The organism is Pantoea sp. RIT413, assembly GCF_003057675.2.
GTDB lineage: Bacteria > Pseudomonadota > Gammaproteobacteria > Enterobacterales > Enterobacteriaceae > Pantoea > Pantoea eucrina.
The window spans coordinates 346,294-371,110 of sequence record NZ_QBJB02000001.1 but is presented as its reverse complement, the minus strand read 5'-3'; the positions used below and the strand labels follow the sequence as shown (position 1 = coordinate 371,110).

The 24,817-nt window shown below is 59.5% G+C and carries 21 protein-coding genes; 17 read left to right on the top strand and 4 right to left on the bottom strand.

The genetic code is table 11. From position 1 onward, the window contains the following. Positions 1-120 precede the first annotated feature (120 nt). From DBY66_RS01705 to DBY66_RS01640, 14 genes are all read left to right on the top strand, one after another. Positions 121-1,146 (top strand): dipeptidase, encoded by a 1,026-nt coding sequence (locus DBY66_RS01705; protein ID WP_039384263.1) that lies wholly within the window; start codon positions 121-123, stop codon positions 1,144-1,146. Positions 1,147-1,285: 139 nt separating this feature from the next. Next, on the top strand, positions 1,286-1,357 hold the full coding sequence (gene pqqA / locus DBY66_RS01700) for a pyrroloquinoline quinone precursor peptide PqqA (protein ID WP_010617686.1): 72 nt from the start codon (positions 1,286-1,288) through the stop codon (positions 1,355-1,357). Between the two features lie 55 nt (positions 1,358-1,412). Beyond that, complete coding sequence (pqqB, locus tag DBY66_RS01695; RefSeq protein WP_039384267.1) at positions 1,413-2,339, top strand: pyrroloquinoline quinone biosynthesis protein PqqB; 927 nt, start codon at positions 1,413-1,415, stop codon at positions 2,337-2,339. Beyond that, positions 2,333-3,088 carry a pyrroloquinoline-quinone synthase PqqC gene (gene pqqC / locus DBY66_RS01690; protein ID WP_039384270.1) on the top strand — a complete coding sequence of 252 codons (756 nt, stop codon included), beginning with the start codon at positions 2,333-2,335 and terminating at the stop codon, positions 3,086-3,088. Before pqqB ends, pqqC begins: the two co-directional genes overlap by 7 nt. Positions 3,089-3,092: 4 nt before the next feature. Next, entirely contained in the window at positions 3,093-3,371 is a 279-nt protein-coding gene (pqqD, locus tag DBY66_RS01685; RefSeq protein ID WP_039384271.1) for a pyrroloquinoline quinone biosynthesis peptide chaperone PqqD, read from the top strand. Continuing rightward, positions 3,358-4,497 carry a pyrroloquinoline quinone biosynthesis protein PqqE gene (pqqE, locus tag DBY66_RS01680; protein WP_108569302.1) on the top strand — a complete coding sequence of 380 codons (1,140 nt, stop codon included), beginning with the start codon at positions 3,358-3,360 and terminating at the stop codon, positions 4,495-4,497. The genes pqqD and pqqE overlap by 14 nt, the downstream gene beginning before the upstream one ends. Further along, positions 4,497-6,812, top strand: a complete 2,316-nt coding sequence (pqqF, locus tag DBY66_RS01675) for a pyrroloquinoline quinone biosynthesis protein PqqF (RefSeq protein WP_108569303.1) — start codon at positions 4,497-4,499, stop codon at positions 6,810-6,812. Before pqqE ends, pqqF begins: the two co-directional genes overlap by 1 nt. A gap of 110 nt (positions 6,813-6,922) precedes the next feature. Continuing rightward, complete coding sequence (locus tag DBY66_RS01670) at positions 6,923-7,282, top strand: hypothetical protein (protein WP_108569304.1); 360 nt, start codon at positions 6,923-6,925, stop codon at positions 7,280-7,282. Positions 7,283-7,331: 49 nt separating this feature from the next. Further along, the gene (locus tag DBY66_RS01665; RefSeq protein WP_108569305.1) at positions 7,332-9,335 is read left to right on the top strand and encodes a thioredoxin family protein; all 2,004 of its coding nucleotides are present in this window, start codon (positions 7,332-7,334) and stop codon (positions 9,333-9,335) included. Next, positions 9,335-10,054, top strand: coding sequence for a DsbA family protein (locus DBY66_RS01660; RefSeq protein ID WP_094112106.1), 720 nt, complete (start codon positions 9,335-9,337; stop codon positions 10,052-10,054). The genes DBY66_RS01665 and DBY66_RS01660 overlap by 1 nt, the downstream gene beginning before the upstream one ends. Continuing rightward, complete coding sequence (locus DBY66_RS01655; RefSeq protein WP_071668804.1) at positions 10,051-10,557, top strand: protein disulfide oxidoreductase; 507 nt, start codon at positions 10,051-10,053, stop codon at positions 10,555-10,557. Before DBY66_RS01660 ends, DBY66_RS01655 begins: the two co-directional genes overlap by 4 nt. Before the next feature lie 256 nt (positions 10,558-10,813). Beyond that, positions 10,814-11,650, top strand: a complete 837-nt coding sequence (locus DBY66_RS01650) for an MBL fold metallo-hydrolase (RefSeq protein ID WP_071668805.1) — start codon at positions 10,814-10,816, stop codon at positions 11,648-11,650. A 111-nt stretch (positions 11,651-11,761) separates the two neighbouring features. Then, complete coding sequence (locus DBY66_RS01645; RefSeq protein WP_108569306.1) at positions 11,762-12,184, top strand: DUF2231 domain-containing protein; 423 nt, start codon at positions 11,762-11,764, stop codon at positions 12,182-12,184. Further along, positions 12,181-13,476: a sorbosone dehydrogenase family protein gene (locus tag DBY66_RS01640; RefSeq protein ID WP_104084955.1), complete on the top strand. Its 1,296-nt coding sequence runs from the start codon at positions 12,181-12,183 to the stop codon at positions 13,474-13,476. The genes DBY66_RS01645 and DBY66_RS01640 overlap by 4 nt, the downstream gene beginning before the upstream one ends. Before the next feature lie 1,664 nt (positions 13,477-15,140). Here the strand turns inward: DBY66_RS01640 and DBY66_RS01635 are convergent. Beyond that, complete coding sequence (locus DBY66_RS01635; protein WP_108569307.1) at positions 15,141-16,469, bottom strand: MFS transporter; 1,329 nt, start codon at positions 16,467-16,469, stop codon at positions 15,141-15,143. A gap of 187 nt (positions 16,470-16,656) precedes the next feature. Then, positions 16,657-17,625, bottom strand: a complete 969-nt coding sequence (locus DBY66_RS01630) for a GT-D fold domain-containing glycosyltransferase (protein WP_039384317.1) — start codon at positions 17,623-17,625, stop codon at positions 16,657-16,659. A gap of 615 nt (positions 17,626-18,240) precedes the next feature. Here DBY66_RS01630 and DBY66_RS01625 point away from each other — a divergent pair. Beyond that, on the top strand, positions 18,241-20,595 hold the full coding sequence (locus DBY66_RS01625; protein ID WP_071668808.1) for a membrane-bound PQQ-dependent dehydrogenase, glucose/quinate/shikimate family: 2,355 nt from the start codon (positions 18,241-18,243) through the stop codon (positions 20,593-20,595). A 64-nt stretch (positions 20,596-20,659) separates the two neighbouring features. Here DBY66_RS01625 and DBY66_RS01620 read toward each other — a convergent pair whose 3' ends face one another. Further along, positions 20,660-22,126 (bottom strand): catalase, encoded by a 1,467-nt coding sequence (locus tag DBY66_RS01620; RefSeq protein ID WP_039384321.1) that lies wholly within the window; start codon positions 22,124-22,126, stop codon positions 20,660-20,662. Between the two features lie 140 nt (positions 22,127-22,266). Then, positions 22,267-22,722: an RpiB/LacA/LacB family sugar-phosphate isomerase gene (locus DBY66_RS01615; protein ID WP_039384323.1), complete on the bottom strand. Its 456-nt coding sequence runs from the start codon at positions 22,720-22,722 to the stop codon at positions 22,267-22,269. Positions 22,723-23,002: 280 nt separating this feature from the next. Here DBY66_RS01615 and DBY66_RS01610 point away from each other — a divergent pair, with 280 nt between their 5' ends. Together DBY66_RS01610 and DBY66_RS01605 are read left to right on the top strand one after the other, a co-directional pair. After that, complete coding sequence (locus DBY66_RS01610; protein WP_108569308.1) at positions 23,003-23,776, top strand: triose-phosphate isomerase family protein; 774 nt, start codon at positions 23,003-23,005, stop codon at positions 23,774-23,776. A 68-nt stretch (positions 23,777-23,844) separates the two neighbouring features. Next, complete coding sequence (locus DBY66_RS01605; RefSeq protein WP_039384324.1) at positions 23,845-24,816, top strand: sugar-binding transcriptional regulator; 972 nt, start codon at positions 23,845-23,847, stop codon at positions 24,814-24,816. The last annotated feature ends 1 nt before the right edge of the window (position 24,817 follow it).

The window sequence follows — 24,817 nt, the reverse complement described above, 5'->3', positions numbered from 1 at the left end:
GGCGCAGGTGGATCGCTGCCCGCCTGCGCGTAGCGGACAACCAAGCGTGCAAAACGGACAGGTTGGCGAAAGCGGTGCGGGCGCGTAGCATAGCGGCACGGTTTCCGGCTCAGGCAGGCTATGTCATTTATTACGTTCGACGGTCACAACGACCTGTTACTGCGGCTCTGGCTGCATCATCGCGACGATCCGGCGCGCGCATTTTTCTCCGGTACAGAAACCGGGCATCTCGACTTTCCGCGCATGCAGCAGGGCGGCTTTGGCGGCGGGCTGTTTGCGCTGTTTGTGCCCCCGGCTGGCTATCTCAGCGAGGTGGCGCCTGAGCGCGCCGGGGAGCAGCTGCCGCCGCTCACCATTCTCTGGCAGCAGCTCGCGATTCTGAAAACGCTGGCGGCGGAATCAGGCGGACGCGCCCGGCTCTGCCTGAACGCGGAGGAGATTGCCGCCTGCCGGCGCGATGGCGTACTGGCGCTGGTGGCGCATATCGAAGGCGCCGACGGTTTCGACGGTGCCGGCGCAGATCTGCAGGCGTTTTATCAGGCTGGCGTACGCAGCATCGGGCCATTCTGGAATCTGCCTAACCGCTTTGGTCACGGCGTCACCGGCGCGTTTCCCGGATCGCCCGACAGCGGTGACGGGCTGACGGAGGAGGGGGAGCAGCTGATTACGCTGGCCTGTCAGCAGCGTATGGTTATCGATCTCTCGCATATGAATGAAAAAGCCTTCTGGCAGACGGCGCGGCTCAGCACGCTGCCGCTGGTCGCCACGCACTCCAACGCGCACGCGCTCTGCGCACAGCCGCGCAATCTGACTGACGATCAGCTGCGCGCCATTCGCGACAGCGGCGGCGTGGTGGGGATAAATTTCGGCAACGCCTTCCTGCGCAGTGACGGAAAACGCGATGACAGCACCGCGCTGACGGAAATTGTTAAACACGCCGCGCATCTGATCGCTATTATGGGCCGCGATCACGTGGCGCTGGGATCGGATTTTGACGGCATCAGCGTACCGGCGACGTTAAAAGATGTTACCGGTTTACCGCGGCTCTATGCGCTATTGCAAAGTCTCGGCTATGATCAGGCATTGACTGAACAGCTCGCGTGGGGCAACTGGCAGCGCGTGCTGCGTCAGATCTGGCAGGCCTGAACCGCGTTTCCCTGATGAATCAGGGTTGATCTCCGCGCGACATTGGCGCAACATCGCCGCGCCTGGTGTACTGCCTGCAGTCGCCAGCGGCATTTATGGCAGAGCCTGCTCTGCGTTTTCATTGATGAGGAAGAACACTATGTGGAAAAAACCTGAGTTTGTTGACCTGCGTCTGGGCCTGGAAGTGACACTGTACATCTCCAACCGCTAAGACTCTCTGCCCGCCGCTCGTGCGGGCATTCTCTTTTTCTGCTTCGGTCTTTCACATGTTTATTAAAGTTCTCGGTTCAGCGGCAGGCGGTGGCTTTCCGCAGTGGAACTGTAACTGCGCCAACTGCAGCGGTCTGCGTAACGGCACCATTCAGGCGCAGGCGCGCACCCAGTCCTCAATTATCGTCAGTGATGACGGAGAAAATTGGGTGTTATGCAACGCCTCGCCTGATATCAGTCAGCAGATTGCGCAGACGCCTGAGCTGGTGAAAAAAGGGGTGCTGCGCGGCACCGCGATCGGCAGTATTATTCTGACCGACAGTCAGATTGACCACACCACCGGGCTGCTCAGCCTGCGCGAAGGCTGCCCGCATCAGGTATGGTGCACCCCTGAAGTGCATGCCGACCTTACCAGCGGTTTTCCTGTCTTTACCATGCTGCAGCACTGGAACGGCGGCCTGAAGCATCATGCGCTGACGCCGCTTGAGCCGTTCAGCGTGGCGGTCTGTCCCGATCTGCAGTTTACTGCGATCCCGATTCTCAGCAACGCCCCCCCTTACTCTCCGTACCGCGACCGGCCGCTGCCGGGGCACAACGTGGCGCTGTTTATAGAAAACCGCGCCAGCGGACAGACGCTGCTCTATGCGCCGGGTCTGGGCGAACCGGATGGGGTGATCATGCCGTGGCTGCAGAAAGCGGACTGCCTGCTGATTGACGGCACCGTCTGGCAGGATGATGAACTGCTGACCACCGGCGTCGGCAAAAACACCGGACGGGCGATGGGCCATCTGGCACTGGCTGAAGAGCAGGGCCTGATGGCGCTACTGGCCGCGCTGCCGGCAAAGCGCAAAATTCTTATTCATATTAACAACACCAATCCGATCCTCGACGAACACTCGCCGCAGCGCCAGTTTCTGACGCAGCAGGGCATTGAAGTGAGCCAGGACGGGATGGCGATCCATCTGCAGGAGTCCGCATCGTGATCACCGACGCTCTGACCCCCGAGGCGTTTGAACAGGCGCTGCGCGCCAAAGGCGCTTACTACCATATTCATCACCCTTACCATAAAGCGATGCATAACGGTGAGGCAACGCGCGAGCAGATCCAGGGCTGGGTCGCAAACCGTTTCTATTACCAGACCACTATTCCGCTGAAAGATGCCGCGATCATGGCCAACTGCCCCGATCCGGCCACGCGGCGTAAGTGGGTACAGCGCATTCTCGATCACGACGGCAGTCACGATGGCGATGGCGGCATTGAAGCCTGGCTGCAGCTGGGTGAGGCGGTAGGCCTGACGCGTGAGGCGCTGCTGTCGGAGCAGCACGTGCTGCCTGGCGTACGGTTTGCCGTTGACGCCTATCTCAATTTTGCCCGGCGCGCTGACTGGCAGGAAGCGGCGTGCAGTTCCCTGACCGAGCTGTTTGCGCCGCAGATCCATCAGTCGCGCCTCGACAGCTGGCCGCAGCACTATCCGTGGATCAAAGAGGAGGGGTATTTCTACTTCCGCAGCCGCCTGAGCCAGGCTAACCGCGACGTTGAGCACGGGCTGGCGCTGGCGCTGGAGCGCTTTACCACGGCGGAACAGCAGAACCGCATGCTGGAGATCCTGCAGTTTAAACTCGATATTCTCTGGACGATGCTTGACGCCATGACTATGGCCTATGTGCTGCAGCGTCCGCCTTATCATACGGTCACCGATCGGGCGGCCTGGCACACAACAAGATTGGTGTAAGCGCATGAAAGATACCCTGATCCCCGCTTTCCGGCGCGGTTATCGTCTGCAGTGGGAAGCCGCGCAGCAGAGCCACGTCGTGCTCTATCCGGAAGGCATGGCGAAACTGAATGAAACGGCAGCGGCCATCCTGGAGCTGGTGACCGGTAAGCAGGATGTGGCCGCGATCGTCAGCACGCTTGACGCCCGTTTTCCCGAGGCTGGCGGCGTCGGCGACGACGTGAAAGATTTCCTGCAGTCAGCCGTTGAACAGAAATGGATCCAGTGTCGTGAACCCGAATAAACCTGCCGTCAATGCGCCGCTCTGGCTGCTGGCGGAGCTGACCTATCGCTGCCCGCTGCAGTGTCCTTACTGCTCTAATCCGCTCGATTTTGCGCAGCAGGAGAAAGAGCTGACCACTGAACAGTGGATTGAGGTGTTCCGCCAGGCGCGTGCCATGGGTAGCGTACAGCTCGGCTTCTCCGGCGGCGAGCCGCTGGTACGCAAAGATCTGCCCGAGCTGATCCGCGCCGCGCGCGACCTTGGCTTTTACACCAACCTGATCACCTCCGGCATTGGCCTGACAGAGAAAAAGCTCGACGCCTTTGCGGACGCCGGTCTGGACCATATTCAGATCAGCTTTCAGGCCAGCGATGAAACGCTGAACGCCGCGCTGGCTGGCTCGCAAAAAGCGTTTCAGCAGAAGCTTGAGATGGCGCGGGCAGTGAAAAAGCATGGCTACCCGATGGTGCTGAACTTTGTGCTGCATCGCCACAACATCGATCAGATCGATAAAATCATCGACCTCTGTATCGAGCTGGATGCCGATGACGTTGAGCTGGCAACCTGCCAGTTTTACGGCTGGGCGCACCTGAACCGCGAGGGGCTGCTGCCGACGCGCGAGCAGATCGCCCGCGCGGAAGAGACGGTCGCACGCTACCGGGCGCGCATGAGCGAGAGCGGCAACCTGACCAATCTGCTGTTTGTGACGCCGGACTATTATGAAGAGCGTCCCAAGCCGTGCATGGGCGGGTGGGGCTCAATTTTCCTCAGCGTAACCCCGGAAGGCACCGCGTTACCCTGTCACAGCGCGCGCCAGCTGCCAGTTGAATTTCCCTCCGTACTGACGCAGAGCCTGCAGTCGATCTGGTATGACTCGTTTGGTTTTAACCGCTACCGCGGCTTTGACTGGATGCCGGAGCCGTGCCGCTCCTGCGATGAGAAAGAGAAAGATTTCGGCGGCTGCCGCTGTCAGGCGTATATGCTGACCGGTAACGCCGACAATACCGACCCGGTCTGCAGCAAATCGCCGCATCACGGGCAGATCCTCGAGGCGCGGCGTGAGGCAAACTGCAGCGATATTAAAATTGCCCAGCTGCAGTTCCGTAACCGGGCCAACTCCGCGTTGATTGTCAAACAGCGTCTCTGATGATGCAGCGTACCCTGACGCTGGCCAGCGGCCTGCGCTGCCACCTGTATCACCAGCCTGACGCCCGCGAGGCCGCGGCGCTGGTGCAGGTCGGGGCCGGCAGCCTGCATGAGCCCGATCGCTGGCCCGGACTGGCGCATCTGCTCGAACATCTGCTGTTCTGCGACAGCGCGCGCTTCAGTGGCAGCCAGCGCCTGATGCCGTGGGTGCAGCAACAGGGCGGCGAGGTCAACGCCACCACCCAGCTCAGCCGCAGCGCGTGGTTTTTTCAGCTGCCGGCCGCCGCGCTGGAAGGCGGCGTTACGCGGCTGGCGGATATGCTGATCGCCCCGAACCTCGCGCCTGACGCCATCCGCCAGGAGTGCGCCGTTATCGATGCCGAGTATCAGCTGCTGCAGAGCCACAGCGAGACGCTGAGCGAGGCGGCGCTGCTGCACGCGCTGGGCGGGCGCTTCAGGCGCTTTCGCGCCGGCAGCAGGGCGGCTTTTGGTGACAACGTCACGGAGCTGCAGCGTACGCTGCGCCACTTCCATCAGACCCGCTTTACGGCAAATAGTCTGGAGCTCTGGCTCTCCGGGCCGCAGTCGCTGGATGAGCTGGCAACGCTGGCCGCAGCTTTTGATCGCCTGCCGGGCGGCGAGGTACCGGCGCTGCCGGTGGTGCCCCGGCAGCCCGGCAGCCATGCGCTCGCGCAGCTTGAGCTGCCGGGTGAGAACGCATTCTGGCTGACGCTTTTAACCCCCTTCGATCGCACACTTAGTGACAGTGTCACTCTGCTGCGCAGCTACTGGCTCGATGAGGCTGAAGGCGGCCTGCTGCATCAGCTGCGCAGTGAGGGCGCGTGTGACACGCTGCAGGTCAGCTGGCTGTGGCAGGATACCCGGCACGCGCTGCTCGCGCTGCGCTTCAGTGCAGCGAAGATCTCACCTGCGCAGGCCCGACATATAGAGCAGCGCGTCTGGCAGCATCTGCAGGCCGTGCAGCACAATACGCAGCGCCAGCATCAGCACTATCTGCAGCTGGCGCAGCGCGACTTCCGCGCTGAGACGCCGCTGCGTCAGCTGCGGCTGCGGGCGGCAGCAGAAGCGCCTGCGGCCGATCTGCCTCCTGACCTTGTCCTGGCGATCCGCCAGCTGACGCAGGCTGGCCGGCTGCGCCTGCTGACCCGGCAGCCGCTGAGCGATGCTCTGACCTGCATCACGCAGGGATTTACGCTGCGCTGCAGCAGCAGCGTGCTTTGCGGTGACTTACCGGCGGCGGTGCGCTGGCAGTTTCCGCCGCGCGCCCTGCAGGCTGCCGCGGCAGGTTTTTGCGGCAGCGCAGCCGCGTTACCGCAGGCGCTGCCGGTTGAGCCGGCGGAGACGCTGCTGCTGCGCCCGGCGTGCTACCAGCCGCTGGCTGACCACGCAGGAGTGGCCTGTCAGCGGCGTTTGCGGCCATTGCTGGCAGAGCTGCGTCATCTGGGTGGGCGTGGCGTCTGGCAGCAGCAGCAGGGGATCTGGCAGCTGCTGCTGGATATTCCGGCCGACGCCGCCGTGGCCTGGCAGCTGCTGCCGGCTATCACGGCGCAGCTGAGCGCAGCGGATGAGGCCGGCGACCCGCCTGAACCCGCGACCATTGTTATCCGCCAGCTGCTGCAGACGCTGCCGTTTCAGCTGCTGTATCCGGCGGCAGTCCGCGGCTGGCAGGCGGCGTGGTGCGGGCACGATCGGCACCTCAATCACTGCGCCGCCCAGAGTCTGGCGAGCCTCAGGCAACAGACAGCGCCCTCTGCGCCGCCACCGCTGCGGCGCGGCATTACGCCCGTCGCCTGCCAGGGGCGCGACCAGGCGCTGCTGCTGTTTATCCCCCTGACGACGCCGGATGATATCAGCCTGGCGGCGCTGCAGGCGCTGGGGCTGTTTCTGGCACCGCGCTTTTTTCAGCGGCTGCGTGTGGATCAACAGATAGGCTACGTGGTCACGGCCCGCTATGAGCGCTGCGCCGATGTGGATGGACTGCTGTTTGCGCTGCAGTCGCCCGATATCGACTGGGTACGCCTGCTGGCCCACTGCCGGCGCTTTCTGCTGGATATGAAGACGGCGCTGAGCGAGTGTGATGCCGAAATGCTGCACGCATGGCAGCAGACGCTGCGGGAACGCTGCCAGCCGTACGCTAACCGGCAGGTGGCGCAGGATCTGCTGCGGCGCGAAGCGGGCGGCGCGATCCTGACGCCTGAGGCGGTCTCTGCCCTGACGCTGCCGCGCATGCAGCAGCTTTTCCGGCGGCTGGTGCGTCAGCGGCGGCGCTGGCGGCTGCTGATCAACCGGCACTAAACCGGTACACACCGGCGCCGCTGCCTGTCCCGACAAAAGTTTACACGGCAAAACTTGGCGTTTGCGGCGGCGTTACATAAAATGCCCGCACTTTTCTCTGAGGCTGCGGCATGATGATATCGCCCCAACGCGCAACGTGGATCCTGGCACTCGTCTGTCTGGTGCTGGCATTTTGTCTGGTACAGCGCAGCTTCAGTATGCCCGTTCAGCCTGTTACCGTCTCTGCCGTGTTGAGTGAGTCCGGCGCACAGGATGCCTCCGCCAGCAGTGACAAGCCCTGTGCGCTGAGCGCAAAATCCCTCAGCGCCAGCACGCCGGTCTTTGATGCGGCGCTGCCGCTGCTGATGCTTGTCATGGCGCTGGTCGCCGCGCTTGCCGTTCCGCAACGCCTCTCTTTCTTCTGGCGTCATCAGTCGCACCGTCCGCCGCTGCGACGGCGACATCTTACGCTCTGCGTCTTCCGGGAATAACACCGCACGCTGTTTCGCGTACCCCCTGTTATTTACCGGAGAATTTATCATGACTGTTTTAATCAGGAGCCTGCTGCTCCTGCTGGCAGGCTGCGTGCTGAGTGCGCAGGCTGCGGATACCGGCTGGCTGCGCAACGCGCAAAACAGCCACGCTGAGGTGCGCCTGCGCGCCGCGCCGCAGGCGGGCGACACCCGGCTGCGGCTGGATATTCATCTGGAACCCGGCTGGAAAACCTACTGGCGCACGCCGGGAGAAGGCGGCGTGGCACCCGTCATCGCCTGGCAGACGCCCGGCATTAGCGCTCAGTGGTTCTGGCCTGTACCGGCGCGCTTTGACGTCAGCGGGCTGACCACGCAGGGCTATAAAGGCACTGTCACGCTGCCGATCGTGCTGCAGCGCCCGCCGGGCAGCGATACGCTTACCGGCACGCTGACGCTCTCTACGTGCAGCGACGTCTGTATCCTGACGGATTTTCCGTTCAGTCTCGATCTGACCCGGCCGCCCGCGGCGGCGTTTGACCGCGACTTTGCCCGCGCGATGGGAGAGGTTCCGCCTGACTCCGGCCTGACTGACCAGCTCAATGCCAGTTTTGTTAACGGTGAGCTGCAGATCCGCGCGGTACGTCAGGCGGGCTGGAGCACGCCGGAACTCTTCTTTGACTATCCGGCGGGCAGCATGCTGGCAGCACCGGTGATCAGCGTGCAGGGCAACACGCTCAGCGCGCGCGTGGCCGTGACCGATGAATGGGGCGATGCGGCACCCGACCTGCGCGGCCGCCAGCTGTCGCTGGTGATCGGCGATAAGGGGCTGGCGCAGCAGAGCCAGGTGACTATTGAGGCAGAGCCCCTGCTGAGCGGCGGGACGCGCGCGACGCTCTGGTCGGTGCTGCTGCTGGCGCTGCTCGGCGGCCTGGTGCTGAATCTGATGCCCTGCGTGCTGCCGGTCATGGCGATCAAGCTCAGCGGTCTGGTGCAGCAGCAGGGTCAGACGCGCCGCCAGACGCGCCTGCAGTTTCTGGCCTCCAGCGCCGGGATCCTCTTCTCCTTTTTGCTGCTGGCACTCCTGATGAGCGCGCTGCGCCTGAGCGGTCAGGCGCTGGGCTGGGGCATACAGTTCCAGAGCAGCGGATTCCTGCTGCTGATGACCGGCGTCATGTTTCTGTTCAGCGCCAGCCTGTTTGATCTGCTGCATTTCCGTCTGCCCTCCGCCTTCAACACCCGGCTGGCCACGCACCAGGGGAACGGATTAGCGGGGCATTTTGCGCAGGGTGCGTTTGCCACTCTGCTGGCAACGCCCTGCAGCGCGCCATTTCTCGGCACGGCGGTAGCCTATGCGCTGACCGCGCCACTGCCCCAGCTCTGGCTGCTGTTTGCGGCGCTGGGTATCGGCATGAGCGTACCGTGGCTGCTGGTGGCCGCGCTGCCGGGCGTCGCACGCTGGCTGCCGCGTCCGGGACGCTGGATGGTGCATCTGCGTACGCTGCTGGGCACTCTGATGCTGCTGGCGACGCTCTGGCTGGTTACGCTGCTGATCCCGCACTGGGGCAGTGGTGCAGCAGGCCTGCTGGCCGCCGCGCTGCTGTTGCTGCTGCTAATCTGGCTGCTGCGCCGCCGCGCGCTGCAGCAGGCGGGCGCCGTCGCCATCGCGCTGACGGTAGCGGGCGCGCTGTTCCTGCTGATGCGTCCGGCAGAGGATGCCGGTGAACTGCGCTGGCAGCCGCTGTCAGAGCAGGCTATCGCCGCGGCGCTGCAGCAGAACCGGCGTGTGTTTGTCGATATCACCGCTGACTGGTGCATTACCTGCAAGGTCAATAAGTCCCGGGTGCTGAATCAGCCTGACGTTCGTGCCGCGCTGAGCGCTGACGATATCGTGCTGCTGCGCGGCGACTGGACACAGCCCGACCCCGCCATTGGCGACTTTCTGCGCCAGCGCGATCGGGCGGCGATTCCGTTTAATCAGATTTATGGCCCGGCGCTGCCGCAGGGTCAGATTTTGTCACCGCTGCTGAGTCGCGACGCGGTGCTTTCCACACTGAGTAAGGCGAAAAAATAATGAAAAAATCTCTGTTTGCAATGCTGCTGCTGAGCGCACCGGTACTGGCTGCCGCTCCTTTTACGCCGGAGCAGGAGGCGCGGATCAAAGCGCTGATCCGCGAAACGCTGGTACAGAATCCCGCCATACTGGCTGAGGCCGCCGATGCCTTTGATAAGGAAGCCGTGCGACAGCAGCAGAACGTAGTGGCGCAAATGGTTGAAAAGAATCGCGACATGCTGTTCAGTGATGCCGGTTCGCCCCGCATCGGCGCTGAAAAACCGGCGCTGACGCTGGTCTACTTCACCGATTACAACTGCGTATTTTGCAAAAAATTTGAGGGTGATATCACCACGCTGCTGAAAGCGCATCCGCAGGTTGCGGTGGTCATTAAGCCGCTGCCTTATCGTGCCGAAAGCTCGCTGAGTTCAGCGCGGCTGGCGCTGACGGTCTGGGAGCAGCAGCCAAAAAACTTTCTGAAGCTGCATGAAAAGCTGATGGCGAAAAAAGGCAATCACGACGAGGCCAGCATCAGCGCCGCGCTGAAAAAAACCGGTATCAGCCTGTCGACACCGAGCAAAGCGAGCCTGGATACCATTAATCACAACCTGACGCTGGCGCAGCAGCTGGGCGTGCAGGGAACCCCGGCCACGCTGGTGGGTAATCAGCTGATCAGCGGTGCGGTGCCTTATGCCCAGCTGGAGGCGGCCGTGAAAGATGCGCTGAAGGCGGCACCGTGAGCCGGCTGAAGCGCTGGCTGCGTGAAGCGCTCTGGCTGCTGCTGGCAGGCGTGCTGATTATGCTGGCGGTCGACTGGCTGCGCGCGCCGCAGCTGCCTGCCGATCTGGCCCAGCAGCCGCTTACTACGCTGCAGGGTGAGCAGAGCCTGGCCGGGCTGAGCGCATCGAAACCGGTGCTGGTTTACGTCTGGGCCAGCTGGTGCGGCGTCTGCAAACTGACCACGCCGGTTGTGGCGAAGCTCAGCCAGCAGGGCGTGCCGGTAGTCAGCGTGGCGCTGCGCTCAGGTTCTGATACGCAGGTGACCCGGTGGCTGGCAAAAAAAGGCCTGCAGGGGTTAGCCGTTAACGACGCGCGCGGCGAGCTGGGCCAGCGCTGGCAAATCGCCGCCACGCCGACGTTTATCGTGCTCTATCAGGGCCGGGTTGTCAGTACCACCAGCGGCTGGAGCAGCCGCTGGGGACTGCTGCTGCGTTTATGGTGGGCTGAACAGTTCAGCGGATAACAGAGGGCGCCTGCGGGCGCCTTTTTTAATAATAGCTGGTTCAATTTGCGCTGATTAATAATCTTTAAAACAGGAAGGTAATAATTATCCGGACAATTATCCCGGCGCTGCGGTTATTTTATTTTTTTGCGGCTGGCTTTATTTAAGGCAGCAATTAAATTTTTGCAATAATGCCGCAACTGATGCATACCTGAATAACAGACTAATTTCTGATTATCGCGGCGGGATATTTTCGGGCGCCGCAGTGAGGGAGAGTATGCGTATTCATCATCTGAACTGTGGTTGCATGTGCCCGCTGGGCGGGGCGCTGTTTGATGGCTTCAGCCGGGGTCCCTTTGCTGAACTGGTGTGTCATTGTCTGTTAATTGAAAGCGATCGCCACGGCCTGATTCTGGTGGATACCGGACTGGGAATTAATGATATGCGCTATCCGGAACGCCGGCTCTCTGGTTTTTTTCGTCTGCTGAATAATATTCGTTACAGTGAGCAGATGAGCGCGCTGGCGCAAATTCAGCTGCTGGGTTTTCAGGCGGAAGATGTGCGTCATATTATTCTGACCCATCTCGATTTTGATCACGCAGGCGGCATCAGTGATTTTCCGGCGGCGCGGATCCATCTTCTGCAGCGTGAGCTTGATACGGTACGCAGCGGACGTGAGCAGAGCTGGCTGGCGCGTCAGCGCTTCCGGCCACAGCAGTGGACCGCGCACGATGGCTGGCGCGGCTACGCCAGCGAGGGTGAACGCTGGTTCGGGTTTGATGCGGTGAGAGCGATTGACGATCTCAGCGATGAGATCCTGCTGGTGCCGCTGCCGGGACACACCGCCGGACACGCAGGCGTGGCGATCCGCCACGGCGGTGGCTGGCTGCTGCATGGGGGAGACGCCTGGTTTTATCGCGGAGAGATGCATCACACCCAGCGGCACTGTACGCCGGGCCTGCGCGCCTATCAGCGGCTAATGTGCAGCGATCGCGAAGCGTGGCGTATTAATCAGCAGCGGCTGCGCGAACTCTCGCTGCAGCCCCAAAGCGGTGTTGCGCTGTTTTGCAGCCACGATGCGCGCGAACTGGCACACTACCGGCCACACTGTTAGCTTTTTTGCCGGTTTTCTGCGCATTACCCTTTATCTTTACTAATATTTCTCTGGCGGCGTCGCGAAGCCTGTCGGCTCGCCGCCGTCTGAAAACTCTAAAGGGAGCGTGCCATGTTTCATACCTCGGGAAAGTCGGCGTTCGGCGTTACGCTGTATGCCTTGCTGGAGCCACTGCCGCTGGGCTTTTTTTTTGCCGCCTGGCTGTTTGACATCCTCTATCTGCAGACCTTTGTGGTGATGTGGACCAAAGCCGCCAGCTGGCTGATTGTATTTGGTCTGCTGCTGGCTATTCTGCCGCGAATTATCAGCCTGATTCATCAGTTTCGCGGCGTCACTGCCGGTGAGAAAACACATTTCTGGCTCTCGCTGCTGGCGGTGCTGGTGGCCATAGTTAACGCCTTTATCCATAGCCGTGATGCGTATGCGGTGGTGCCCATGGGCGTCACGCTGTCGACCATCGTGGTGGCGCTGCTGCTGATCGCCAACGTACAGCTGGCGCTGCGCGCGCGCCGTATCCCGGGAGGTCGTCCATGAAACTGCGCATTCTGAGTGCTGTCAGTCTTGCTGCGCTACTGAGCGCCTGCGACAGCGGATCTTCTCTCGATCCGCAAAAACAGACCGGACCCAATCCCGAGCTGCCTAAAGCGCAGAACTTTTTCATGCCGCCTATGCAGGTACCGGAAGGGACGCCGTGGAAAACCGGCGAAACGCCAAAGGTGGCGGACGGACTGAAGATAGAGCGGATCCCGGCGAAGCTGATGCACCCGCGCCAGCTCTACGTACTGCCAAACGGAGATGTGCTGGTGGCCGAGGCCAACGGGGTAAAAAATCCGGTCACGGCGCCGAAGCAGCTTATTATGGGCATTGTGCAGAAATCCTCAGGCAAAGGTGCGCCGGGCGGCAACCGTATCTCACTGCTGCGTAACGTTAACGGTAAATGGGAGCAGCATCTCTTTATCGAAAACCTGAATGCGCCCTTTGGTATGCAGCTGATTGGCAACACGCTCTACGTTGCCAATGCCGACAGCCTGGTGAAGTTCCCTTATCAGACCGGGCAGACGGAGATCCGCACCGCGCCGGAAGAGGTCACGGCGCTGCCGGGTGGCGAGCTTAACCATCACTGGACCAAGGCGCTGCTCGCCAGCCAGGATGGCAGTAAACTCTATGTTGGCGTCGGGTCTAACAGCAACATCACCGAAAATGGACTGGGTGCGGAGTATCAGCGCGCAGCGATCTGGGAGGTGGATGCCGCCAGCGGGGCGAGCCGCATTTACGCCAGCGGCATCCGCAATCCTACCGGACTGCAGTGGGAGCCGCAGAGCGGCAAGCTGTGGGCGATCGCGAATGAGCGCGATGAAATCGGGTCCGATCTGGTTCCTGACTATATGACCTCCGTGCAGGATAACGGCTTCTACGGCTGGCCCTGGAGCTATTTTGGCCAGCACGTGGATGACCGGGTCCGGCCGCAGCGGCCTGACATGGTGGCGAAAGCGATCAAGCCGGACTACGCCCTGAGCTCGCACGTTGCACCGCTCGGACTGCTGTTCTACGGCGCGGACAATATGCCGCAGTATCGCGGCGGCGCGTTTATCAGCGAGCACGGCAGCTGGAACCGGACGCCGCTTAATGGCTACAAAGTAGTATGGGTTAAATTTGAAAACGGCATGCCGGTCGGTAAGCCACAGCCGGTAGTCACCGGATTCCTGACGGACGATGAGAAGAACGTGCGTGGTCTGCCAGTGGGACTGGCAACGGATAATCAGGGTGGGGTACTGATAGCGGACGATGCGGGGGATGCGATCTGGCGCATCAGCGCGGCGCAGTAATTTTTACCGGTAAAAATAGAAAAGGATTTGGCTGGTCAGCCAAATCCTTTTTTTTGGTTCGCTTAAGCGGCGGGTAACCGCGCGGCGAACGGGGTGCTCAGCACTCCTCACACAGCGAATCATAAAATGTGACGGGAAATATTTCAAGTTTCAGGAAATTACTGTATGGTTATACAGTGTTGAGTGCGGGCGGAGTATCGTTGCTTTCTGATGACTCTCAGGGGCGCGGATAGTCAAATCCCGGCAGGTTCCAGGTGGTGCTGGCCTGTGGCTTTAGCAATGAGTGCCGCTCAGCGCTCCTCACAGATGTGCTCAGGCGGCCGGCGGGTAGGGTCAGGGCCCCGGCCGCTGAACGGCGCGCGCTCCTGTCAGAGGAGAAGGAAAGTGATGGAACTTGTACGATTACTCCTGGACATCGTCCGGATCATCCTGCAAATCATCGTTGCCCTTTTGCAACTGACCGGTCAGGCGCACTGACCGGAACTTGAAACAAGGCGGAGCTCACCCCTCCGCCTTTTTTCGTGGCCGCTCAGGCGGTCCGTGAAGGTGGACGCCAGGGCGCCATAAATGGCGCCCCTACGGAATGGCGTAGATATCTTCCGTAGGGGCCGCATTAATGCGGCCCGTGAAGGCGGATGTATATCCCGGGCCAGGGCGCCATAAATGGCGCCCCTACAGAATGACCCTGCATCTCCCGTAGGGGCCGCATTAATGCGGCCCTGGAGTATCCCTTTAACCCCGGATTTTATACGCGACCAGGGCGCCATAAATGGCGCCCCTACGAAATGGCGTAGATATCTCCCGTAGGGGCCGCATTAATGCGGCCCTGGCGTATCCATTTAACACCGGATTTTATACGCAACCAGGGCGCCATAAATGGCACCCCTACGAAATGGCGTAGATATCTCCCGTAGGGGCCGCATTTATGCGGCCCTGACGTATCCATTTAACACCAGATTTTATACGCGACCAGGGCGCCATAAATGGCGCCCCTACGCGGACTTTCCGTAGGGGCCGCATTAATGCGGCCCGTGGAGGCGGATGTATATTCCGTAGGGGCCGCATTAATGCGGCCCGTGGAGGCGGATGTATATTCCGTAGGGGCCGCATTAATGCGGCCCGTGAAGGCGGATGTATATCCCGGGCCAGGGCGCCATAAATGGCGCCCCTACAGAATGACCCTGCATCTCCCGTAGGGGCCGCATTAATGCGGCCCTGGAGTATCCCTTTAACCCCGGATTTTATACGCGACCAGGGCGCCATAAATGGCGCCCCTACGAAATGGCGTAGATATCTCCCGTAGGGGCCGCATTAATGCGGCCCTGGCGTATCCATTTAACACCGGATTTTATACGCAACCAGGGCGCCATAAATGGCACCCCTACGAAATGGCGTAGATATCTCCCGTAGGGGCCGCATTTATGCGGCCCTGACGTATCCATTTAACACCAGATTTTATACGCGACCAGGGCGCCATAAATGGCGCCCCTACGCGGACTTTCCGTAGGGGCCGCATTAATGCGGCCCGTGGAGGCGGATGTATATTCCGTAGGGGCCGCATTAATGCGGCCCGTGGAGGCGGATGTATATTCCGTAGGGGCCGCATTAATGCGGCCCGTGAAGGCGGATGTATATCCCGGGCCAGGGCGCCATAAATGGCGCCCCTACAAAATGACGTTGGCGGCCGGTGCTGACGAAACGGCGGGGGCTGGCTGCAGGCGTTTCTCTGGCTGCAGCAATGTCATGGCCAGCATACTGACAAAGGCGATAACGGCAGTCACGGTAAACATGGCGTTATAGCCGTAATACTCCGCCAGCCAGCCGCACAGCATGGGTGAAATAATGGCGGCCAGGTTAGCAATTGCCAGCGTCATCCCGCTGAATGCACCCACCGACGCCTTTGGCGTAACGTCTATAACCACCGACCAGTAAACATTATTGACCAGCGCATTGAGTGCGTTTCCCAGCGTCATCAGGGCGATGATCGCGGCCGCCGAACCGGCAAACGGGATGGCCATAAAGCAGCAGGCGGTGGCGCAGAGCGTAATCGCCGCAAAGCCATTGCGGGCCAGCCGCAGATTTCCGGTTCGCGCCAGCAAACGATCGGCGAGGCGTCCGCCGAGCAGCACCGTCAGACAGGCTCCGCTCCACGGGATCATGGCGATATACCAGAGCGAGTGCAGGTCATAATGAAAATTATCCTGCAGATATTTTGGCAGCCAGGTGACCAGCGTAAAGGTGATATAGAGAAAACTGAAATAGCCCAGCGCATTACACACCAGCGTGCGGCTGGTGAAAAAGCGCCACCAGGGTAACGGGCGCTCATCATGCGCTTCAGCACGCTGCCCCTGTACAATAAGCGCACGCTCAGCGTCGTTCGCCGCCGGATGCCGCTGCGGCGTATCGGCGAAGTAGCGGGCAAACAGCAGCATCGCCAGCAGCGAAAAGACGCCAAGCAGGATAAACATCATGCGCCAGTCGTTGGTCAGCAGCAGCAGGCCAACCGCGATGGGGGCGGTCAGCAGCGAGCCTACCTGCGTACTCAGCAGGCCGATACCCAGCGCCATGCCGCGTTCATTATCCGGCGCCCAGTGCGCAATTGTCTTGTTCATCAGCGCGTAGGCAGGACCCTCGGCAAAGCCAAACAGTACGCGCAGCGCGGCGAACCCCATGATGGCGGAGCCGCCAAACAGCGCCACGCCAATTTCACCTGCCCAGGCCGTGGCGATCTCCAGCAGCGACCAGAGCACGCCGGCCATCAGCCACACTTTGCGCGTGCCAAACCGGTCGGCGAGAAAACCGCCGCAGAGCGAGCCAAACAGATAGCCAAAACCAAAGTACCCCAGCACGGTGCCCAGCTCGACCTTACTGAAATGGAACTGCTGCGAAATGGCCTGCGCAGCGAAGGAGAGTGCACCGCGGTCAACGTAATTAATCAGCGCAATAAGGAACAATAATGAAAAGATACGGTAGCGGACAGCAGAGGCTTTCATGGCATAACTCCTGTGAAGAACACAGGAATGAGTAAGCAAAGGTAATGCCAGAATCTCTGAGCCGGGTCATATCAGCGCGAAGAGGGATGAAACCGGGCAGAACAGCAAGCACTTTATGCTTCGGGAAACGTAAAGGTTGCTGCGCTGCACCAGACTGGATGCTTAAGCGTGCATTGAGGGTGCAGAATTACACCACGGGCTGCTGCAGGATCACGCCATTCACCATCGGCTCCTGAGGTAATCCGACATGCAGTAAAATCTGACCACGATAGTGCTCATCCGTGTCGTGCTGATCGTCGCTCAGCAACACGCCCGCTTCATTGACATTCTTGCCCGCAATTTCCGTTTTGGTACGCGCCGCACTGCGCATCCACTCATATTCAATATCGATATGCCCGGTATCAATACAGCGGATCCCCTGCTGACTGAGATCGTAAGCCAGCACGGTCGCCGTCGGACCCAGCGAAATCAGCACTAAGTCATACTCGCGGGCATGCGCCAGCACACTGGTATAGAGCTGGTTATAGACTGAAAATGCATTACGGTTTAGCGTGGTAATACGCTTTATTTCGCGTGCGCCGTCCATTAAATCGTTGCCGATACCCAGCCGGGTGCCGCTGCCTTCAACGATCAATATTTTTTTGTCGTAAAAAAGCTGTTTGAATTTAGCAAATACGCGGGTCGCCTGCTGTTTATCAATATAATCATGATAAGGACGCGTCACCGAAGTATTTCCATACTGATACGTTTTTTTTAATAAAGGCTCATAGCGGCGAAAGAAAAAGGCTTTATGAAAAAACCAGAACAGGGCTGAGCCAAAACGCATATTGCGGGTGGAGCGAAAAGCATCCGGCATGCAGAGCAGGCAGGGGTTATCGTCACGCGTACCGCGCCGCATGATCTCTTTCAGTCTGATAGAAAGACGCTCATCAAATGACTGAAAGCCAATATTTTTAAACAGTGTCATCTCCAGTTCTCCATCCCCATACCGGCATACGGATAACCTGTCGTTACTGAGCAGCAAATCGATCGTCTGTTCAGGTGACATCACCTGATATTGCCGCGCATGTGCCTGGGCAACCGGGAATTTTAACGCTGCGTGTGTAAATTTAAATGGAAACCGTATTTTACGATAAAGGGAATCTGCGCTGATCATAATAACCTTCTTTTTATCTGCGGATCTGCTATAGAGCAGTCAGGTGATTTATATCACTCTTCCTGAAAAAACAGAGGCTGAGGAAATTCCCAAACTGAAATTACGCTGCGTTATTTAATGATTAAACCCCGGCTCAACGTAAAACCAATCGGAAGAATTGTCAGGCGTAGCGGCAAATTAAATGGCAGCAGGCAATTTACGCCAGGATAATTCGTATACCGGCTGCGCGGACCCGTTAATCAATTTCATCAAAGCGTGCTGCAGGCCCTATTGCCCCTCATTTAAGCCATTCAGCGAGCCTGACGGTAATCATTTTTATGATGCCGGGCCTGTTATCGTGCACGCGCTCACGCCATCTGTTATGCCAGTGAGTTAGCAAAAGGTGCGCAATCGCTGCGGCAATGATTAATTAAATCTATCAAAATTAAACGTGATTTCAGTCACATGGTGAGCCTGCCGCTGACGGCAAGCCTTAAGCAACGCTTGATTCATTAGCGGATCTGACAACACATAAACTCACGGGTTTTTACACAGTGCTTACATAAGTTAATATTTTGTTGGAATTGCTGCGATGTCGTAACGGCATAAATTAATGAACAAAACTGAGGGATTGGCATGATAACAAAACTCACCAGTATCGTAATGGCGATACTGGCGATAGCGCTGCTCTATATGGGTGGTCAGCTGTTACTCAATGGAGGCAGCGCGTTCTACGCGATGATGGGGGCAGGATTACTGCTGACGGCTGTTTTACTGTTCCGCAAACAGCGCAGTGCGCTGACGCTCTATGCGGTACTGATGTGGATCACGCTGGCGTGGATCGTCTGGGAAGCGGGATTTGATAAGTGGCAGTGGATCCCGCGCGGCGACCTGTTTGGCGTGATCGGCCTGTGGCTGGCGATGCCGTGGGTTGTCAGGCCGCTTACCCGCGGCGAACGCCGTTTTCATCCGCTGCTCGGCGGCACCGTGGCGATTATGGTGCTGGTCGTCATCGGTCTCTGTTTTTACGATCCGCTGCCGCAGGCCGGTACCATCACCAATGCACGCGAGCCGGTAAACGAGCCTGGCGCAGAAAATGAGTGGGCCGCCTATGGCGGTACGCCAGCGGGGCAACGCTTCTCAGCGCTGAAACAGATCAGCAAAGCGAACGTCAGTAACCTTGAAGTCGCCTGGGAGTATCATACCGGTGATATGCGTCAGGAGAGCGATGCCACCGAGTATACGTTTGAGGCGACGCCGCTGAAAGCCAACGATATGCTCTATCTCTGCACGCCGCATAATGAAGTCCACGCGCTCAATCCGGAAAGCGGGGCGGTGAAATGGAAATATACGCCGGAGAAAAACCGCTCTTATCTTCAGCAGCATCAGACATGCCGCGGCGTCAGCTACTACGCCGCACCGGTTGCACAAACCAGCAGCAGTGCGCCTGCGCTTTGCCGTAAGCGTATCTTCAACGCCACCACCGATGCGCGCCTGATTGCGCTGGATGCCGACAGCGGCAAGCGCTGCCCTGATTTTGGCCGCGATGGCGTGGTGGATCTGCGCGCAAACATGGGTGAGATCCGCCCGCACGCGCTGATGCAGACGTCTGCTCCGCTGGTGGCCGGTAATCTGGTGATCGTGGGTGGATCGGTCATGGATAACGGCTTTGAGAAAGGCAATCCTTCCGGCGTCATTCGTGCCTATGATGCGCAGAGTGGCCGCCTGGTGTGGAATTTCGATCCGGCCACGCCGGATGTGACCGCGCCGATTGCCGCAGATAAGCGCTATCCGCAGGATACGCCGGTTGCCTGGGCAACGCTGAGCGCCGATGTCAAAAATGGCCTGGTCTACGTTCCCTTTGGTAATGCATCACCGGATGAAGTGGGGATTGAACGCGACGCTGACAGTAACACCGAGAAGTTCCGCGACACGCTGGTGGCGCTGGATCTGCAGACCGGTGCGTTTAAGTGGCGCTATCAGAGCTCGCACCACGATTTGTGGGATCGCGACAACCCGTCACAGCCTTCACTGCTGGATATCGATTATCAGGGCCAGAAGCAGCCGGTAGTGATCCTGCCGACCAAAACCGGCAACCTGTTTGTGCTGAATCGTCTGACCGGCCAGCCGGTTTATCCGGTGAACGAAGTGAAAGTCTCGACTGAAGGCGGCGTTCCCGGCGAAAAATTTGCCGCCACGCAGCCGGTCTCCAGCCTGAACTTTATTCCGCAGGCGCTGACGGAAAAATCGATGTGGGGCATTACGCCGTTTGACCAGATCGCCTGCCGGATCGATTTTCATCGTCTGCGTTATGATGGCAATCCGTGGACGCCAGCTACCGAGGCGGGCACGCTGGTGTTCCCGGGCAATATTGGCGTCTTTAACTGGGGATCCGTCGCGGTCGATCCGGAGCGCCAGATGCTGATCGCTGCGCCGGTACGCCTGGCGTATAAATATAATCTGATCAAGCGCACGCCGCAGACGGCGACCGAGCGCCTGTTCACCAAAGATGGTCAGCCTTACTGGAATGAAAACTTTCACGGCGACTATGCGATCCACATTCAGCAGCTCGCGTCGGGTCTGGGTATTCCCTGCATTGCACCGCCGTGGGGCCGCCTGGTGGGGGTTGATCTGAAAACCGGGAAAACGGAGTGGCTGCGTCGTATCGGCACCACGAAGAACCTGAAAACCACTTTCCTGCCAGGCCGCTTCCCGCTGGGATTCCCGATGGGGATGGTGGCACACGGTGGGCCGCTGCTGACCGCTGGCGATCTGGTGTTCCACGGTGCGACGGCAGATAACTTCTTCCGCGCCTATGACAGCACCACCGGCGAGCTGTTGTGGCAGACCGAACTCAGCGCAGGCGCACAGGCCACGCCGTCAACCTATATGGGTAAAGATGGCAAGCAGTATGTAGTAATCGCGGCGGGGGGGCACGGATCGCTCGGCACCAAAGCGGGCGACAGCGTGGTAGCGTTTCGTCTGAAGTAAAGAAGGACGTATCACACCAGGGTTAACCAGCGTCCCGCCGCCCGGCGGGACGCTGAATCAGAGATTACGCTTTCGCACGTTCACTCTGCACTTTCTGCGCAATACGATCGCCAATAGTTTTGTCGATATTACGCCAGTAGGTGAAAGCGCGCGACAGCACCGGCTCCTCCACGCCGTTAAGCAGGTGACCGGCAACGTTGTTTACCAGACGATCGCGTGCGGCATCATCCATCACTTTATTCACCAGCTGATTCGCCTGGCCGAAATCATCGTCATCTTTGCGCAGCGTATAAGGTGAACGCACCATATCGCCCTGCGACTGCCAGGTGGAATCGGTAGGGTAGCGCTCGCCATCGGCCACCGGACCACCTTTGGAGTTAGGCGCATAGACCGGATCGGAGACCGGATTAATGCGCATCGCACCATCTTTGCTGTAGCTGTTGACCGGCGCCTGCGGCGCGTTCACCGGGATCTGCTTATAGTTAACGCCAAGACGTGCACGGTGCGCATCTGCATAGGCGAAAATACGGCCCATCAGCATTTTGTCCGGGCTCAGGCCGATACCGGGAACCAGGTTATTCGGCTCAAACGCCGCCTGTTCAATCTGGGCATGGTTATCGGTGGGGTTGCGATCCAGCGTCAGTTTACCGACTTTGATCAGCGGATAGTCGTCGTGCGGCCAGACTTTGGTCAGATCAAACGGGTTGTAGCGGTAGCTGTCCGCTTCTGCAAACGGCATGATCTGCATATAGAGCGTCCAGCTCGGAAAATTGCCTTCTTTGATAGAATTAAACAGGTCGCGCGTATGGTAGTCGCCATCCTGACCGGCCAGCGTGTCGGCATTCTCCTGCGTCAGGAACTCAATGCCCTGATCGGTTTTAAAATGATATTTCACCCAGAACTTCTCACCAGCGGCGTTAACCCACATATAGGTATGGCTGGAGTAGCCGTTCATGTGGCGCCAGCTTTTCGGAATGCCGCGGTCGCCCATCAGCCAGGTCACCTGATGCGCAGATTCGGGTGAGAGGGTCCAGAAATCCCACTGCATATCGTTATCGCGCAGGTTGTTATCCGCCCGGCGCTTCTGCGAGCGGATAAAGTGCTGAAACTTCATCGGGTCGCGGATAAAAAACACCGGCGTGTTATTGCCCACCATGTCGTAGTTGCCTTCGGTGGTGTAAAACTTGATAGAGAAGCCGCGCGGATCGCGCCAGGTATCCGGGCTGCCGCGTTCACCGGCTACGGTGGAGAAGCGCATCACCACATCAGTGCGGGTCCCGGGCTGGAAAACGGCGGCTTTGGTATAGCGGCTGACATCTTCTGTCACTTCAAAATGGCCAAATGCGCCGCTGCCTTTTGCATGGGGTTGACGCTCCGGAATACGCTCGCGGTTAAAGTTGGCCATCTGTTCAATCAGATAGTGATCGTGCAGCACCAGCGGACCATCAGGCCCGACCGACAGGGAGTGTTCATCGCTGGCTACCGGAATGCCCGCATCCGTGGTGGTCGGTTTGCGATTATCACTGCTCATAATATCTCCAGATTTTGTAAGGGTAATCTCAGCCTTTAAGCGTAGCAGCATGCGCTGCGCTTGCCTGATTAGTTACGCAATCTGAAGCGAGCGCCACTCACCCTGTCCGGAACACCCCGCGCGCCGGGCAGAAGGGGCGATTAGCGCTGCGCCGCGTGCTCGTAAAAATCTATCTTTTCTACTTTTGCCGCAGAACCGCCCCCCTCAAACTCCGCCGCCAGCCACGCATTCACAATATTTTTTGCCAGCTCCGGACCCACCACGCGCGCGCCCAGCGTCATGATCTGGGCATTATTGCTTTTACGCGCCCGCTCGGCAGAGAAAGTGTCGTGACACTGTGCTGCCCGCACGCCGGGCACTTTATTGGCCACGATGGCTACGCCAATACCGGTGCCGCAGAGCAGGATGCCGCGCGCAAACTCCTGCCGCTGAATCGCGGTCGCCAGCGCCCAGGCAACATCCGGGTACATAGGGCGGGCGTTATCAGCATCGTTGGTAAAATCTGTCACGGTATAACCCTGCGTTTCCAGCAGCGTCTTAATGATATTTTTCAGATCGACAGCCGCATCATCAGCACCGATTGCAATCGTTTTCATAGCGGTTCTCCGGTAAAGAAAAAGGGCCTGCATCCAGGCGTGGATCACAGCGTGCCACAGGGTTAAACATTTGTTCAATGCATGTTCATTTGTAATATGATGGTTTTGTGAGCGCGATCGCGATAGATGAGTCAGGTGGCAGGTTTTAAGGCGCGACAGGGCCTTGCGCCAGGTCACAGATCCTCTTAACGCGCATTGAAACAGGTTCATTAATTCGTTTACTGTTCATATGAACAAATGACCATCAGGGTCAGGGCGCGCTATAACCGGGAGCTGCATGATGTCTCAGCCACAACGCTTACTTGGTGTCAGTCTCAAAATGTACTTTGGCTATCAGCAAACGCTGGCGTGGTGCCGCGAGGTCGCCAGCCTGGCCGATCACCCGGCGATCAGAAGCGGCAGCGTCGGCCTGTTTATCCTGCCCGCCTATCCGGCGATCCCTGCCGTAGCGGAGATCTTCGCGGGCACGCCGGTACGCATTGGCGGACAGGATGTTTGCCAGGCGGAAAATGGCGCCTGGACCGGTGAAGTCAGCGCCAGCATGCTGCAGGAGCTGGGCTGTTCGCTGGCTGAAATCGGTCATGCGGAGCGGCGGCGACACTTCCGCGAGGATGCGGCGCAGATTGCCGCCAAAGTGGCGATATCGCTACAGCACGGGCTGACGCCGGTGCTCTGTATTGGCGAGTCGGAGCAGGGCACGCCCGCGGAGGCGATTGCGCTCTGTGCCGCAGAGCTTAACGATGCGCTGGCGCAGGCGGCGGCGCATCGCCTGCGGGGCGAGATTCTGTTTGCCTATGAACCCCAGTGGGCCATTGGCGCGCCGCAGCCGGCCCCCGACAGCTATATTCGTACCGTCTGCGCCGGGCTGCGGACGCTGCCGCTGCCCGCCGGTATTACGCTGAAGGTGATATATGGCGGCAGCGCCGGACCGGGTCTGATCCAGCGACTGGGCAGTGATGTGGATGGCCTGTTTCTTGGCCGCTTTGCTCACGACCCGCAGGCGCTGGCGCAGATTATTGAAGAGGCCAGCGCGCTCGCCGGTGGCAGAGCATAGCGGGGCGGCCGCGATGAGTGCTATAACTTACGGCTGCTTACGACCGCGTTACACAGGACAGAGAAGAGATGGAGAATACCACGCCGGGTCAGGATGCTGAGCTGCTGACCGAGATTGCCGTCGCCTACTATCAGGATGCCATCACGCAGGAGGAGATCGCGCGTAAATTTGGTATCTCGCGCATCAAGGTCGGGCGACTGCTTAAACGTGCGCGCGAAGAGGGCATTGTGGAAATCAGCGTGCGCTACCATCCGGTTTTCAGTACCCGGCTGGAGCAGCAGCTGCAGCGCTCTTTTCCGCGCCTGCAGCGGGCGCTGATTGCGCTGGATTCCGCCGACAGCGACGAGCAGCGCCGTCAGGTAGCCGCGCTGGTGTCTGCCCATCTGGCGCAGACGCTGAAAGATAACGCTATCGTCGCTGTCGGTCAGGGGCGTAACGTGGCGGCGGTGGCCGATCATCCGGGTCAGGTGCCCGACCGCAACTGCCTGTTTATCAGCGGTATTGGCGGCACGCACCGCCCGGGCGACGCCATCAACGCCGATCACATCAGCCGCCGGCTGGCAAAGAAGTTTGGCGGCAGTAGCGAAACGCTCTATGCCCCCGCCTACGTGGAGAACCGCGCGCTGCGCGACAGCTTTATGCAGAACGGTACGGTAAAAGAGACGCTGGATCGCGCGCGTAAAGCGGATGTGGCGCTGGTGGGGATCGGGGATATGAATGAGAACAGCTACATGGTGAAGCTGGGCTGGTTTACCCCGCGTGAAATTATCGACGCCAGCGTTAATCAGGGTGTGACCGGTGATATTGCCGGCTATGACTTTTTCAACGCCCGCGGTGAAGCGGTGGAGACGGTCATGAATGAGCGCGTGATCGGGCTGAGCATTGATGAGCTGCGCCGGATCCCGTGCGTGATCGCGATAGCCGCAGAGAATACCAAGGCGATGGCGATACTCGGGGCGCTGCGCACCGGGGCCATCGATATCATCGCGACCTCGGCGCAGAATATCCGCACGGTGCTGAGCCTGGTACAGGCGCGCTAAA